Genomic DNA, 15083 nt, shown 5'->3' on the forward strand with positions numbered 1-15083 from the left:
TTGTCACTGACTCTGTCGCGAGTCGCAGGCGATGCCTGGGCAGTCGCTGCGTTTGTCGATCCTTGCCGTGACTCTCGGGTCGGACCCAAAGGTCAATGGCGGAGAGGGAGGGATTCGAACCCTCGATGAGGCTATAAACCCCATACTCCCTTAGCAGGGGAGCGCCTTCAGCCACTCGGCCACCTCTCCCTGATCGACGGCGCGTAGGTTACCCATTTCGCCGGGGCTTGTCCAGTCGAAGCCCAAACTTTTTTCCAAAAAAACCTCAAAGGATGAACGGGTTACCGCGAGAGGCGAGGCGTAGCGTGGGATAGAGAGCGTCGAGGAGGATTCCGAGACGAGCCCGAGCCGATAAAGGGGACGACTTCACCAGCCCAGACGGTTCCAGTATGCGCGCTGCGCTATACGCCGGGACCGCCATCTTCGTCTTCGGATTTCTCACGCTGGATGCGCTGATAGATCTCTTCGCGATGGACGGCCACATCCTTGGGCGCATTGACGCCGATGCGCACCTGATTCCCTTTCACTCCCAGGACGGTGACGGTGATATCGTCGCCGATCATGAGAGTCTCTCCCACTCGACGGGTCAGGATGAGCATTGTCTGATCTCCTTCTCAGGGCCTTCTTCCATTCTCGGGTCACGCTCTCGGGCCGCTTGCGGCGGTCGCTCACCGCCCGAGGAGCGATTATGCGTCATAAGGCCAACCAGGCCAATGACGCCGTTCCATGACAACCCTCGGCTACGTTGAAGAAGCGCTCGCTTCCTTTCACTTCGTCCAACTCACCCTAAGCGTAGAACGCCTGAGACATTCTTGAAGGTTTATTCGGTTATTCGCTTTGGATGCTGTCTTTGTCGAGGCCGAAGGCGGTGTGGAGCGCGCGCACGGCGAGTTCCATCGTCTTCTCGTCGATGACCACGGAGATCTTGATTTCGGAGGTCGAGACCATGCGGATATTGATGTTCTCCTCGGCCAGCACACGGAACATCTTGGACGCCACACCGGCGTGCGAACGCATGCCCACGCCGACCAGCGAGACCTTGGCGATGTTGTCGTCGCCGCGCAGCTCACCGCCGCCCAGTGCCGGGATGACGTCATCCTGCAGGATGCGCATGGTCTGCTTGTAGTCGCCCTTGCCCACGGTGAAGGTGAAGTCGGTGTAGTCGCCGGTCGGCGCCACGTTCTGCACGATCATGTCGACTTCGATATTGGCATCGGCGATCGGGCCGAGAATGCGCGACGCGACCCCGGGAACGTCGGGGGTGTTGAGCAGCGTCAGCTTGGCTTCGTTGGCGGTGAAGGCGATACCGGAGATCAGCGGTTCTTCCATCGATTCGATTTCCTCGTCTGCCACGATCAGCGTGCCGGGCCCTTCCTCGAAGCTCGACAGCACGCGAAGCGGTACATTGTATTTGCCGGCGAACTCCACCGAACGGATCTGCAGCACCTTGGAGCCGAGACTGGCCAGCTCGATCATCTCCTCGACGGTGATGCGCTCCAGGCGCTGCGCCTTGGAGCAGACCCGCGGGTCGGTGGTGTAGACCCCGTCGACGTCGGTGTAGATCTGGCACTCGTCGGCGCCCAGAGCCGCGGCCAGCGCCACGCCGGTGGTGTCGGAGCCGCCGCGACCGAGGGTCGTGATGTTGCCCTCTTCGTCGACCCCCTGGAAACCGGCGACCACGACGACCTGACCTTCGGCCAGGTCTTCCTTGAGGTCGTCGGTCTCGATGCGCTGGATACGCGCCTTGGTGTGCGCGCTGTCGGTGCGGATACCCACCTGCGCCCCGGTGTAGGAAGTGGCCGGTACGCCCAGCTGATGCAGGGCCATGGCCAGCAGCGAGATGGTGACCTGCTCGCCGGTGGAGACCAGCATGTCCATTTCGCGCGGAGTGGGGTCCTCGTTGATCTGGCTGGCGAGGTCGATCAGGCGATTGGTTTCGCCGCTCATCGCGGAGACCACCACCACGATCTGGTGACCGTCGTCACGGAAGCGTTTGACCTTCTCCGCGACCGCCTTGATCCGCTCGACGGTGCCCACCGAGGTCCCACCAAACTTTTGTACGTATAGCGCCATGAGTCTGTTCGTCACTCCCTAGCGTTGTGGGCCGCCCTGGGATGGCGGCCACATGTATGTCGGTTCCACCCAAATGCGTATGTCGATTCAGCCCAGCTGTTCGGCCACCCACGCATGCACGCTGTCGAGCGCCTGGGGCAGTTGGCTCGGGTCGCTACCGCCGGCCTGCGCCATGTCGGCACGCCCGCCGCCCTTGCCGCCGACCTGGGCCGCCACGTGGTTGACCAGTTCCCCCGCCTTCAGCCGCCCGGTGAGGTCGTCGGTGACCCCAGCGATGAGGCTGACCTTGCCTTCCTGCGCGGCGCCGAGCACCAGCACGCCGGAACCCAGTTTCTGCTTGAGCTGGTCGTGCAGGCCGCGCAGCTCCTTGCCACCCACCCCTTCGATACGCGTGGCGAGTACGCGCACCCCGGCGACCTCGCGCACGGCGTCGAGCAGCTCGTTGCCGGCCGCGCTGGCCACTTTGGCCTTGAGCCGCTCGAGCTCCTTCTCCAGCGTGCGCTGGCGCTCGAGCACGCTGTCCAGACGCTCGACCACCTGCTCCGGGCGCGCCTTGAGACGTTCGCCCACGGCGTTGAGCTGGCGCTCCTGGGCATCGAACCAGGCCAGGGCCCCTTCCCCCGTGACCGCCTCGATGCGCCGCACGCCGGCGGCGGTGCCGGACTCGGCGACGATATGGAACGGCCCGATATCGCCGGTACGCGCCACGTGGGTGCCGCCACACAGTTCGATCGAGAAGCCGTCGCTGCCGATGGTGAGCACGCGCACGGCGTCGGCGTACTTGGCCTCGAACAGCGCCCGCGCGCCCTTGGCCTTGGCCTGATCGAGAGTCATCTGCTCGGTCTGGGTCGGGGCGTTGGCCAGAATCTCAGCGTTGACGATGCGGGTGATTTCCGCCAGTTGATTCGGCGTCACCGGCTCGAAGTGGCTGAAGTCGAAGCGCAAACGCTCAGCGCTCACCAGCGACCCCTTCTGCTGCACGTGGTCGCCCAGGGTGCGGCGCAGCGCTTCGTGCAGCAGGTGGGTAGCGGAGTGATTGCGCATGGTGGCCTGACGCAGCGAGGCATCGACCTGCGGCGCGAGCGTCTGCCCCACGCTCAGTTCGCCCTCGAGCAGCACGCCCTCGTGCAGGTGGTGACCCGCCTGCTTGCGCGTGTCGGTGACCTGGAAGCGGGCGCCGTCGCCGTGCAGATAGCCGGTATCGCCGACCTGGCCGCCGGACTCGGCGTAGAACGGCGTGCGGTCGAGCACCACCACGCCTTTCTGGCCCGCTTCGAGGCGCTCGCGCTCGTTGCCCTGGGCGTCGACGATCGCGGTCACCCGGGCCTGATCCTCGAGCCGGTCGTAGCCGGTGAACTCGGTGCTGCCCTCGAGATTCAGCGCGGCCTCGTAGTCGCCGCCGAACTGGCTGGCGGCGCGGGCGCGCTGGCGCTGCGCTTCCAGCTCGCGCTCGAAGCCGGCCTCGTCGAGGGTCACACCGCGCTCGCGGCAGACATCGGCGGTCAGGTCATAGGGGAAGCCGTAGGTGTCGTAGAGCTTGAACACGGTTTCACCCGGGAGCACATCGCCGTCGAGATCGGCGAGCGCCGCCTCGAGCAGCCCCATGCCGTGATCCAGCGTCCGCGCGAACTGCTCTTCTTCCTTGAGCAGCACGCGTTCGATCTGCTCGCGCGCCTGACGCAGCTCCGGGTAGGCCTCGCCCATCTCGGCATCGAGCGCTGCCACCAGCTTGTGGAAAAAGGTGCCGCTGGCGCCGAGCTTGTGCCCGTGGCGGATGGCACGGCGGATGATCCGCCGCAGCACGTAGCCGCGCCCCTCGTTGGAGGGCAGTACGCCATCGACGATCAAGAAGGCACAGGAGCGGATGTGGTCGGCGATCACGCGCAGCGACGGCGTGGTGGTATCGGCATGGCCGGTGACCTCGGCGGCAGCTGCCAGCAGCGCCTGGAACAGATCGATCTCGTAGTTGGAGTGCACGCCCTGCATCACTGCCGCCATGCGCTCCAGGCCCATGCCGGTATCGATCGACGGCTTGGGCAGCGGGTGCAGCTCGCCGCTGGCATCGCGGTCGAACTGCATGAAGACCAGGTTCCACACCTCGATGTAGCGGTCGCCATCCTCTTCCGGGCTTCCCGGCGGGCCGCCCCACACTTCAGGGCCGTGGTCGTAGAAGATCTCCGAGCACGGGCCGCACGGGCCGGTGTCGCCCATCTGCCAGAAGTTGTCCTCGTCGAGCCGCGACAGTCGCGCCGGGTCGACCCCGATCTCGTCGACCCAGATGGTCGCCGCCTCGTCGTCGCTGTGGTGCACGGTGACCCACAGCCGCTCCTTGGGCAGCCCCAGCACCTCGGTGATGAAGGTCCAGGCAAAGCGAATGGCATCGGCCTTGAAGTAGTCGCCGAAGCTGAAGTTGCCCATCATCTCGAAGAAGGTGTGGTGACGCGCGGTATAGCCGACGTTATCGAGGTCGTTGTGCTTGCCACCGGCGCGCACGCAGCGCTGGGCCGAGGTCGCTCGCACATAGGGCCGCGGGTCGCGCCCCAGGAACACATCCTTGAACGGCACCATGCCGGCGTTGGTGAAGAGCAGGGTCGGGTCGTTTTCCGGCACCAGAGAGGCAGAAGGCACGATGGTGTGTCCGCGCTCCTCGAAGTAGTTCAGGAAAGCCTGTCTGATAGCTGCGCTTTTCATAAACAATCCGTAGCGAGAGTCCGTGGCAAAAATCCGTGACGACGGATCTTGGCGAAAGTCCGTGACGATAGGCGTGCCCACGGCGGCAAACGGACCACGTGGCGACGCGCAGACGGCCGTCTCGGCAGCGATGCGCTGCTCCTGCGGCCATCGCAAGGCGCGTTAGTATAACGTGGTCGACTGTGAGTCTGTCGAGTGCGACACCCATGTCGCCGACATTCGCCGCCCTCGGGCGGATCGGACCACCCGGCCCGGTAACGCCAGAACGGGTCCGCCAGGGTCGGGTGTCATGGGGAATCCGGAACGAAGGCAAGAGAAAAGAAGAGCTAAGTAAGCGGGATCTGATGAAGAAAGGACGGAAAGGGAGCCGGAAATAGAGAAGCGCGTGCCGCGGGCGCAACGAGGAAAGCGCGGCTGTGAAGCGTCAGGGTGAGAAGTCTCGCGGTTCGGTGCGCTACGCTGACAGCGCGACGCACCAGGGGTGCCGCCAGGCTCGGCAAGGTCGAAGATAAAGCCCGAGAACTCAATCCTCCCAGGCGTGGCGCATGGCGTGGCGCACCTGGTCGAAGCCGAACCCGCGTCCGGCCATGAAGCGTTCGCGCTTGGCCCGCTCGCGGGGCGTGCTGCCGGGCCCGGCGAAGCGCTTGGCCAAAGCCTGACACGCCAGGTCCTGCCAGTCCGGCGCCTCCGCCTCGAGTGCCAGCGCGGCCAGCGCATCGTCGATGCCGCGCTGGGCCAGATCGCCGCGAATCCGCACCGGGCCGTGACCGAGCTGCACCCGGGAACGCACGAAGATCTCGGCGAAGCGGGTATCGGACTGCAGCCCTTCTGCCGCCAGCGCGTCCAGCGTGACGGCGATCTCATCACGCTCGACGCCCTTGGCCGCCAAGCGCTGTTCGAGCTCGGCGCGACTGTACTCGCGGCGTGCCAGCAGGGCGATCGCCCGCTCCCGGGGCGGGATCTCCGCAGCGTCAGCCATGGCGTGTTCTCCTCCTCGGCAACGCCCTGAACATCGGGCGCGTCTTCAACCCAACCGCCTGCCCCGCCTCGCGCTACAGCAGCGAGTCGTTGGCGTCGTCGGCCGCAGCCTCGGCTTCCTTCTCTTTTTCCTTCTCCTTGGGCGCGGCGACGGCCAGCAGCTGGGCGCGAATCTGATCCTCGATCTCGGTCATGATCGCCGGATTCTCTTCCAGGTACTGGGCCGCATTGGCCTTGCCCTGGCCGATCTTGCTGCCCTTGTAGCTGTACCAGGCACCGGCCTTGTCGACCAGGCTGCACTGCACGCCCAGGTCGATCACCTCGCCGGCATGGTAGATGCCCTTGCCGTAGAGAATCTGGAACTCGGACTGGCGGAACGGCGGCGCCACCTTGTTCTTGACCACCTTGACCCGGGTCTCGTTACCGGTGACCTCGTCACCCTGCTTGACCGAGCCGATGCGGCGAATGTCGAGACGCACGCTGGAGTAGAACTTCAGCGCGTTACCGCCGGTGGTGGTCTCGGGGCTGCCGAACATCACCCCGATCTTCATGCGGATCTGGTTGATGAACACCACCATGCAGTTGGCGTTCTTGATGTTGCCGGTGATCTTGCGCAGTGCCTGCGACATCAGACGTGCCTGCAGGCCGACGTGGGAGTCGCCCATCTCGCCCTCGATCTCGGCGCGCGGGGTGAGCGCCGCCACCGAGTCGATGATGATGACGTCGACACCGCCGGAGCGCACCAGCATGTCGCAGATCTCCAGCGCCTGCTCGCCGGTATCCGGCTGCGACACCAGCAGCTGGTCGAGGTCGACCCCCAGCTTCTCGGCGTAGCTCGGATCGAGCGCGTGCTCGGCGTCGATGAAGGCGCAGGTCTTGCCCTGCTTCTGCGCCTGGGCGATCACCGACAGGGTCAGGGTGGTCTTGCCCGAGGATTCGGGGCCGAAGATCTCGACCACGCGGCCGTAAGGCAGACCGCCCACCCCGAGAGCGATATCCAGCCCCAGCGAGCCGGTCGAGACCACCGGGATGGCGGTGCGTGGCGTATCGCCCAGACGCATCACGGTGCCTTTGCCGAATTGGCGGTCGATCTGCGACAAAGCCGCGCTGAGTGCCTTGCTGCGATTTTCGTCCTGTGCCATGAAAGTCTCCTGTGAGTGCGTCGAAGACGAGCCTTGGAAAGCTGGCGTCGTGGGATGGCGGCCGGAAAAGTGAGCCCGCCGCATAGGGCCACCCCGTGGGCGAGGCGTCCTTGGCGACGGGCGAGGCGGCCAGGCCGCCCGATCACTGTATGATTAGCCAGTAGTATGGCGAAAAAAATCGCCCGCGCCTATATCCTCGCGTCGATTTTCCGCCTGCGTCGCTGCATTTTCCGGGATCGCGCCGGGAGAGGCCAGCGCCAAGTGCCGCTCAGGCCTCGGCGACGAGCGATTCGAGCAGCCCCGCCAGGGCGATCGCCACCGCCTGGGCGCGCACCGCGGCACGCTCCCCCGGCAGCCGAAAACACGCCACTCGCTGGGCCTCGGCATCGCCCCAGGCGAACCACACCGTCCCCACCGGCTTCTCGGCACTGCCGCCGCCGGGGCCGGCCACGCCGCTGATCGCCACGCCGAGCTCGGCGCCGCTGTCGCGGCAGGCGCCGGCGACCATCTCGCGCACGGTGGCCGCGCTGACCGCCCCATGCGCCTCCAGCGTCTGCGCCGACACCCCCAGCATGCGCTGCTTGGCGGCATTGGCGTAGGTGACATAGCCGCTGGCGAAGTAGCCCGAGCTACCGGCGATCGCGGTGATCGCCTCGGCCACGCCGCCGCCGGTACACGACTCGGCGGTGGTGACGAAGCAGCCGGCGGCCAGGCACGCCTCACCCAGGCGCCGGGCAAGCACCTGCGGGTCCTGATCGCTGCCAGGGGGCAGCGGATGGTCGGTGGGCAAGTTCATGAAGACTCCTGCGACTTTTGCGCCGTACCGGTACCCTCCCCGGCTGGGCGCGTCCTGTCATGCCGCTGATGGCGCGTCACTGATGGCACGTACGTATCGGCCTGCGAGTGATGGCATAGCGAGGTGGCATATGCGAGGTGCCAGATACGTAGTATGCGAGCTTTGCGCGTCGACGCAACGCGCGCGGCCAATGCACGTCACAAGCGCGCCCCGGCGGGCGACTATTCAGTGTCACGCGGATAAGTGGGCGGCAACGGCTGCGCGTGCCCCCCGGCACACAGATCGGCGACCGCGATCTCGAGCAGGATGACCGCCAGTTCGCTGACGTTGACGTTGCGCCGGTTGGCCTCGATCGAGAGCAGCCTGAACGTGGAGTCGCTGAGGTGATTGAGCACCAGCCGGGCCATGAGGGGGTCCTCGGATGCCGATTTCACCCACTGTAACGATTCGCCCGCCGCGGGCGAGACTGAAAACACTACACCTCGGGCATGAACCGGCGTCACCCCGGCACGGGCGATCGGCGATGCAGCAACGCTGACCCCCGTGGTAACCTTCGGCCTTTCTCCATGTTTCATGTTTCATGCTTCGCCGGCCCCGGCGAGGCGCGTGCCGCCATGATGCCCCACGATACCCAGAGAGCCTCGTAACGCCATGCAGGATACGGCCGCCAGCAAAGCCCAGCAGCATACGCCGATGATGGCGCAGTACCTCAAGATCAAGCGCGAGCACCCCGAGGTGCTGCTGTTCTACCGCATGGGCGATTTCTACGAACTGTTCTACGACGACGCCAAGCGCGCCGCCAAGCTGCTCGACATCACCCTGACCGCACGCGGTCAGTCAGCCGGTTCGCCGATCCCCATGGCCGGCGTGCCCTACCACAGCGCCGAGTCCTATCTGGCGCGGCTGGTGCGCTCGGGCGAGTCGGTGGCGATCTGCGAGCAGATCGGCGACCCCGCCACCAGCAAGGGGCCGGTGGAGCGCCGGGTGGTGCGGATCGTCACCCCCGGCACGCTGCACGACGAGGCGCTGCTCGATGAGCGCCGCGACAATCTGCTGGTGGCCATGCACCGCCACGGCGAGCGCTGGGGCATCGCCTGGCTGGAGCTATCCAGCGGCCGCTTCGCCGTGCTCGAGGTCGACGGCGAGGCCGACATGCAGGCCGAGATCCATCGCCTGCAACCGGCCGAGCTGCTCGCCGCCGAGACCCAGGACCTACCCCCGGCGCTGGCCGAGCGCACCGGGCTGCGTCGCCAGAACGACTGGCACTTCGACCTGGAGACCGCCAACCGCCTGCTGTGCGACCAGTTCCAGGTGGCCGATCTGCGCGGCTTCGGCTGCACTCATCTGGAGGTCGCGCTGGTCGCCGCCGGGGTGCTGATCGACTACGCCCGCGACACCCAGCGCTCGCGCCTGCCCCACGTCAACGCCCTCGGTATCGAGAGCCGCGACGACGCGGTGGTGATCGATGCCGCCAGCCGCCGCAATCTGGAGATCGACATCAATCTCGGCGGCAGCGGCGACAACACCCTGGCCAGCGTGCTCGATACCACCACCACGCCGATGGGTTCACGCCTGCTCAAGCGCTGGCTCAACCGCCCACTGCGCGATCGCGCCCAGGTCAGCGCGCGCCAGGCGGCGGTGCAGCTGCTGCTGGAACAGGACGACCATCTGGCGCTGCGCGAGATCCTGGGCGAGGTCGGCGACGTCGAGCGCATACTCGCCCGGGTCGCCCTGCGCAGCGCCCGCCCTCGGGATCTGGCCCGCCTGCGCGACGCGCTCAATGCGCTGCCCCAGCTGCAAAGCGCGCTGGGCGCGATCGAGGGAGAGAGCGTGCTCGATGATCTGGCCCGGCACATTCGCCCCTACCCGGAGACGGCGGCGACCCTCAGCCAGGCGCTGATCGACAACCCGCCGGTGGTGATCCGCGACGGCGGCGTGATCCGCGAGGGCTTCGACGCCGAGCTCGACGAGTACCGCGGCCTGGCCGAGCACGCCGGCGACTATCTGGTGCAGCTCGAGCTGCGCGAGCGCGAGCGCACCGGACTGGCCGGGCTCAAGGTCGGCTACAACCGGGTCCACGGCTACTATATCGAGATCCCCCGGGCCCAGGCCCGCGAGGTGCCGGTGGACTACATCCGGCGCCAGACGCTGAAGAACGCCGAGCGTTTCATTATCCCCGAGCTCAAGGAGTTCGAGGACAAGGCGCTGTCGGCCAAGTCGCGCGCCCTGGCCCGCGAGAAGCTGCTCTACGAAGGGCTGATCGAGACCCTCAACGCCGAGCTCGACGCGCTGCAGGCCACCGCCCGGGCGCTGGCCTCGCTGGACGTGCTGTGCACCTTCGCCGAGCGCGCGCGGAGTCTCGACTTCGTGCGCCCGCAGCTCGGCGAGACGCCCGGCGTCGAGATCATCGGCGGCCGCCACCCGGTGGTCGAGCACGTCAGCCAGCACCCCTTCGTGCCCAACGATCTGGTACTCGACGACGCCCGCCGCATGCTGGTGATCACCGGCCCCAACATGGGCGGCAAGTCGACCTACATGCGCCAGGCAGCGCTGATCGCCCTGCTCGCGCATACCGGCAGCTTCGTGCCCGCCGAGCGCGCCGAGATCGGCCCGGTGGATCGCATCTTCACGCGGATCGGCTCCAGCGACGATCTCGCCGGTGGCCGCTCGACCTTCATGGTGGAGATGACCGAGACCGCCAGCATCCTGCACAACGCCACCGCCGAGAGCCTGGTGCTGATGGACGAGATCGGCCGCGGCACCAGCACCTTCGACGGCCTCTCGCTGGCCTGGGCCAGCGCCGAGCATCTGGCCCGCGCGCGCGCCTTCACCCTGTTCGCCACCCACTACTTCGAGATGACCGCGCTGGCCGAGCAGCAGGAGACGGTGGCCAACGTCCACCTCACCGCCGCCGAGCACAAGGATGGCATCGTCTTCATGCACCGGGTCGAAGAGGGGCCGGCGAGCCAGAGCTACGGGCTCCAGGTGGCCCAACTGGCCGGCGTGCCGCAGCCGGTAATCGCGCGTGCCCGCGAGAAGCTGGCCAGCCTCGAGCAGCCACCGAGCGCCCCCGCCGAGCGCGGCGCGGCCACCCACGCCACCGCGCCGCAGCAGGCGGACCTGTTCGCGGCCCCGGTGCATCCGCTGGTCGAGGCGCTGGCGTCGCTGGACGTCGACGCGCTCACCCCGCGCGCGGCGCTGGAACTGCTCTACGAGTGGAAGGCCAAGCAGTAGCCCCGCGGCGGGCCGGCCCGGCCCGCCGTGGCATAACGCCATTCCCAGACGTTCCCAGCCTCAACTTGCCGCTGCCGCCGGGCGACGCCTAGAATATGGCGCCATTCCAACGTGGCATCCGCGTGCGCATGGCGGATACCCGGGCACGACCGGCGTGGGTGGTCGTGAGCGGGCAGCAAACGCAAGAACAGCGGCCGGCAGAGGCCGCGACCCAGTGACCGTGACCGAGAAAAAGAGGGGCCAGCCGCGCATCCGCCCCGGCAATAGGAGAGATCACCCATGACGTTCGTCGTCACCGAGAACTGCATCAAGTGCAAATACACCGACTGCGTCGAAGTCTGCCCGGTGGACTGCTTCTATGAGGGCCCGAACTTCCTCGTCATCCACCCGGACGAGTGCATCGACTGCGCCCTGTGCGAGCCGGAGTGCCCCGCCGAGGCGATCTTCTCGGAGGATGAGCTGCCGGCGGGCCAGGAGAAGTTCATCGAGCTGAACGCGGAGCTTTCCGAGGTGTGGCCCAACATCACCGAGCAGAAGGACCCGCCGGAGGATGCCAAGGAGTGGGATGGCAAGCCCAACAAGATCGAGCTGCTCGAACGCTGATTTGCCATTACGCTTGGCCATACTGTGTTGAAATCAATCTCAAAGTGCTCATTTACACCTCGTAAACTCCGCTTTTTCGATTGATTTCGCCTTGTCTGGCCTGCGCTCATGACGCAAATCGGACTCCATCGGACGCTTACTGCCGAAGAACGCAAGAAGGCCGCTCATCGAGCGGCCTTCTTGCGTTGGGTCCTGCGTCGGGCGGACCGTGTCCGATCACAGGCACTGTGGCGAGCCGGGCCGTCCGGAACGTGCCCGGCTGAGGAGCGTTACTGGCCCTTGATCGCCTTCAACCCCGGATAGGCCGCCTTGCCTTCCAGCTCCTGCTCGATCACCAGCAGGCGGTTGTACTTGGCCACGCGGTCGGAGCGGCACAGCGAGCCGGTCTTGATCTGGCCGGCGGCGGTGCCCACGGCGAGGTCGGCGATGGTGGTGTCCTCGGTCTCGCCGGAGCGGTGCGAGATCACCGCGGTGAAGCCGGCGTCCTGGGCCATCTTGATCGCATCCAGGGTCTCGGAGAGCGAGCCGATCTGGTTGAACTTGATCAGAATCGAGTTGCCGATCTGCTCGTCGATGCCGCGCTTGAGGATGCGCGTATTGGTGACGAAGAGATCGTCGCCGACCAGCTGCACGCGGTCGCCGAGCTTCTCGGTGAGGGCCTTCCAGCCGTCCCAGTCGGACTCGTCCATGCCATCCTCGACCGAGACGATCGGGTAGGCGTCGCACAGCTCGGCCAGGTAGTCGGCGAAACCGGCGGCGTCATAGGACTTGCCTTCGCCGGAAAGGTCGTAGGTGCCGTCCTTGTAGAACTCGCTGGAAGCGCAGTCGAGGGCCAGGGTGACGTCCTTGCCCAGGGTGTAGCCGGCGTCGGAGACCGCCTGCTTGATCACCGCCAGCGCCTCGGCGTTGGAGGCTAGGTTGGGGGCGAAGCCGCCCTCGTCGCCCACCGAGGTGGAGAGCCCCTTGGCCGACAGCACCTTCTTCAGCGCGTGGAAGATCTCCGCGCCCATGCGCAGCGCCTCGCGGAAGTTGGGCGCGCCCACCGGCTGGACCATGAACTCCTGGATGTCGACGTTGTTGTCGGCATGCTCGCCGCCGTTGAGGATGTTCATCATCGGCACCGGCATCAGGTAGTGGCCCGGCTGGCCGTAGAGCTCGGCGATGTGCGCGTAGAGCGGCACGCCCTTGGCGATCGCCGCCGCCTTGGCCGCCGCCAGCGACACCGCGAGGATGGCGTTGGCGCCCAGGTTGGCCTTGTTGTCGCTGCCGTCGAGGTCGAGCATGGCCTGGTCCAGCGCACGCTGGTCGCTGGCATCCATCCCCACCAGGCGCTCGCGGATCTGACCGTTGACGGCCTCCACCGCCTTGAGCACGCCCTTGCCCAGGTAACGGCCCTTGTCGCCGTCACGCAGTTCGAGCGCTTCCCGCGAGCCGGTGGAGGCACCGCTCGGCGCGCAGGCGCTGGCGCTGATGCCACCGCTCAGCACGACCTGAGCCTGAACGGTCGGGTTACCTCGGGAATCGAGCACTTCGAGGGCGCGGATATCAACGATCTCAGCCATGTTACGTCGTCCTGTCGGTTGAAAAACTCAAGCAGTGAGCGTGAAGCGTCCGGCACGGCGTGCGCCGGATGCGGAAAAGCGGATTCATGTTACCAGCTTTCGCCGGCGCGACGAGACGCCGCGTGGCGTTTCATGCTCCCGTACGCGTACCGACAAGAATACGCATCCCGAAAAGGCAGCACGGGTCCGGAAAGAAGGCAGCATGGGCCCGGAAAGGCAGCACGAGTCCAGACGAAAGAGTATGAGCCCTGCACAACGAGAGCGGGGGATGAATCGCTTCATCCCCCGCCGTGGTCACTCCTGGTGGCTCGCGCCCTGCTGCCGCTGGCGGCTCGCCTTGTGCTCCAGCGCCGCATTGACGAAGCCGGTGAACAGCGGATGGCCGTCGCGCGGCGTGGAGGTGAACTCCGGGTGGAACTGACACGCCACGAACCAAGGGTGATCGGGCAGCTCGATCATCTCCACCAGCGACTGATCGCCGCTCTTGCCGGAGATCACCAGACCCGCCTGCTCAAGCTCGCCAATGAACTGGTTGTTGACCTCGAAGCGATGGCGATGGCGCTCGGTGATGGTGTCCAGGCCATAGATCGCCTGCGCCCGCGAGCCGGAGGCGAGCTGGCACTCCTGACCGCCCAGGCGCATGGTGCCGCCCAGGTCGGAGGCCTCGTCACGCAGTTCGATCTGACCCTCGGCGTTGATCCACTCGGTGATCAGGCCGACCACCGGGTGCTGGGTATCACGGGTGAACTCGGTGGAGTTGGCATCGGCCCAGCCGGCCACGTGGCGGGCGAACTCGATCACCGCCACCTGCATGCCGAGACAGATGCCCAGGTACGGAATGTTGTTCTCGCGGGCGAAGCGGGCGGTGGCGATCTTGCCCTCGACGCCGCGCTCGCCGAAGCCGCCGGGCACCAGAATGGCGTCCTTGCCGGCCAGGCGCTCGGTGCCGTGGCGCTCGATCAGCTCGGAGTCGATGTACTCGACGTTGACCTTGACCCGGGTCTGGATACCGGCGTGGGTCAGCGCTTCATTGAGCGACTTGTAGGCGTCGAGCAGCTCCATGTACTTGCCGACCATGGCGATGTTGATCGACTTGAGCGGGTTGAGCTTGGCGTCGAGCACGTGGACCCACTCGGCCAGATCGGCGGCCGGCGCGTCCAGGCGCAGCTTGTCGCAGACGATGTCGTCGAGGCCGTGCTCGTGCAGCATCAGCGGAATGCGATAGATGGTGTCGGCATCCTGCAGCGGGATGACCGCGCGCTCTTCGACGTTGGTGAACAGCGCGATCTTGCGCCGCTCGCTCTCCTCCAGCTCGACTTCGCTACGGCAGATCAGGATGTCCGGCTGGATACCGATCGAGCGCAGCTCCTTGACGCTGTGCTGGGTCGGCTTGGTCTTGGTCTCGCCGGCGGTCTTGATGTAGGGCACCAGGGTCAGGTGCATGAACAGCGCACGGCTGGCCCCGACTTCGCTGCGCAGCTGGCGGATCGACTCCAAAAACGGCAGCGACTCGATGTCACCGACGGTGCCGCCGATCTCCACCAGCGCCACGTCGTATCCCTCTCCCCCCTTGATCACACGGTGCTTGATCTCGTCGGTGATGTGCGGGATCACCTGCACCGTACCGCCGAGATAGTCGCCACGGCGCTCCTTGCGCAGCACGTGCTCGTAGACGCGGCCGGTGGTGAAGTTGTTGCCCTGGGTCATCTTGGTGCGGATGAAGCGCTCGTAGTGGCCCAGGTCGAGGTCGGTTTCCGCGCCATCCTCGGTGACGAACACCTCGCCATGCTGGAACGGGCTCATGGTGCCCGGATCGACGTTGATGTACGGATCCAGCTTGAGAATGGTCACCTTGAGGCCGCGGGCCTCGAGAATGGCCGCCAGCGAGGCCGCCGCAATGCCCTTGCCCAAGGAGGACACAACGCCGCCGGTCACGAAGATATATCGTGTCATGGAAAACCTGTCGAATCGTGGTCGTAAAGCCGTGAGAAAGACCCGGGGGAG

The 15083-nt window shown here is 66.3% G+C and carries 11 protein-coding genes and 1 tRNA gene; 2 read left to right on the plus strand and 10 right to left on the minus strand.

What is annotated here, in order from left to right:
• Positions 1 to 96: 96 nt before the first annotated feature.
• From J0A90_RS07045 to J0A90_RS07080, 8 genes are all read right to left on the minus strand, one after another.
• Positions 97 to 189: transfer RNA gene (locus J0A90_RS07045), tRNA-Ser, on the minus strand.
• Positions 190 to 401: 212 nt separating this feature from the next.
• Positions 402 to 599 carry a carbon storage regulator CsrA gene (gene csrA, locus J0A90_RS07050; RefSeq protein ID WP_035475538.1) on the minus strand — a complete coding sequence of 66 codons (198 nt, stop codon included), beginning with the start codon at positions 597 to 599 and terminating at the stop codon, positions 402 to 404.
• 229 nt (positions 600 to 828) lie between these two features.
• Positions 829 to 2073 (minus strand): aspartate kinase, encoded by a 1245-nt coding sequence (locus tag J0A90_RS07055; protein WP_035475539.1) that lies wholly within the window; start codon positions 2071 to 2073, stop codon positions 829 to 831.
• 87 nt (positions 2074 to 2160) lie between these two features.
• On the minus strand, positions 2161 to 4764 hold the full coding sequence (alaS, locus tag J0A90_RS07060) for an alanine--tRNA ligase (protein WP_207033024.1): 2604 nt from the start codon (positions 4762 to 4764) through the stop codon (positions 2161 to 2163).
• A gap of 523 nt (positions 4765 to 5287) precedes the next feature.
• Positions 5288 to 5743 (minus strand): regulatory protein RecX, encoded by a 456-nt coding sequence (locus J0A90_RS07065; RefSeq protein WP_207033026.1) that lies wholly within the window; start codon positions 5741 to 5743, stop codon positions 5288 to 5290.
• Between the two features lie 73 nt (positions 5744 to 5816).
• Positions 5817 to 6884: a recombinase RecA gene (gene recA, locus J0A90_RS07070; protein WP_035475546.1), complete on the minus strand. Its 1068-nt coding sequence runs from the start codon at positions 6882 to 6884 to the stop codon at positions 5817 to 5819.
• A 268-nt stretch (positions 6885 to 7152) separates the two neighbouring features.
• Positions 7153 to 7680 (minus strand): CinA family protein, encoded by a 528-nt coding sequence (locus J0A90_RS07075; RefSeq protein ID WP_207033035.1) that lies wholly within the window; start codon positions 7678 to 7680, stop codon positions 7153 to 7155.
• Between the two features lie 221 nt (positions 7681 to 7901).
• Positions 7902 to 8087, minus strand: a complete 186-nt coding sequence (locus J0A90_RS07080; protein ID WP_207033044.1) for a hypothetical protein — start codon at positions 8085 to 8087, stop codon at positions 7902 to 7904.
• Positions 8088 to 8331: 244 nt separating this feature from the next.
• Here J0A90_RS07080 and mutS point away from each other — a divergent pair, with 244 nt between their 5' ends.
• Positions 8332 to 10914 (plus strand): DNA mismatch repair protein MutS, encoded by a 2583-nt coding sequence (gene mutS / locus J0A90_RS07085; protein WP_207033054.1) that lies wholly within the window; start codon positions 8332 to 8334, stop codon positions 10912 to 10914.
• A 279-nt stretch (positions 10915 to 11193) separates the two neighbouring features.
• Complete coding sequence (fdxA, locus tag J0A90_RS07090; protein WP_035475638.1) at positions 11194 to 11517, plus strand: ferredoxin FdxA; 324 nt, start codon at positions 11194 to 11196, stop codon at positions 11515 to 11517.
• Between the two features lie 269 nt (positions 11518 to 11786).
• Here the strand turns inward: fdxA and eno are convergent, their stop codons facing one another.
• Together eno and J0A90_RS07100 are read right to left on the minus strand one after the other, a co-directional pair.
• Complete coding sequence (gene eno / locus J0A90_RS07095) at positions 11787 to 13079, minus strand: phosphopyruvate hydratase (protein ID WP_207033065.1); 1293 nt, start codon at positions 13077 to 13079, stop codon at positions 11787 to 11789.
• Positions 13080 to 13373: 294 nt separating this feature from the next.
• Positions 13374 to 15032, minus strand: a complete 1659-nt coding sequence (locus J0A90_RS07100) for a CTP synthase (RefSeq protein ID WP_207033067.1) — start codon at positions 15030 to 15032, stop codon at positions 13374 to 13376.
• Positions 15033 to 15083: the final 51 nt, after the last annotated feature.

This window comes from Salinicola sp. DM10, from assembly GCF_017306975.2.
GTDB lineage: Bacteria > Pseudomonadota > Gammaproteobacteria > Pseudomonadales > Halomonadaceae > Salinicola.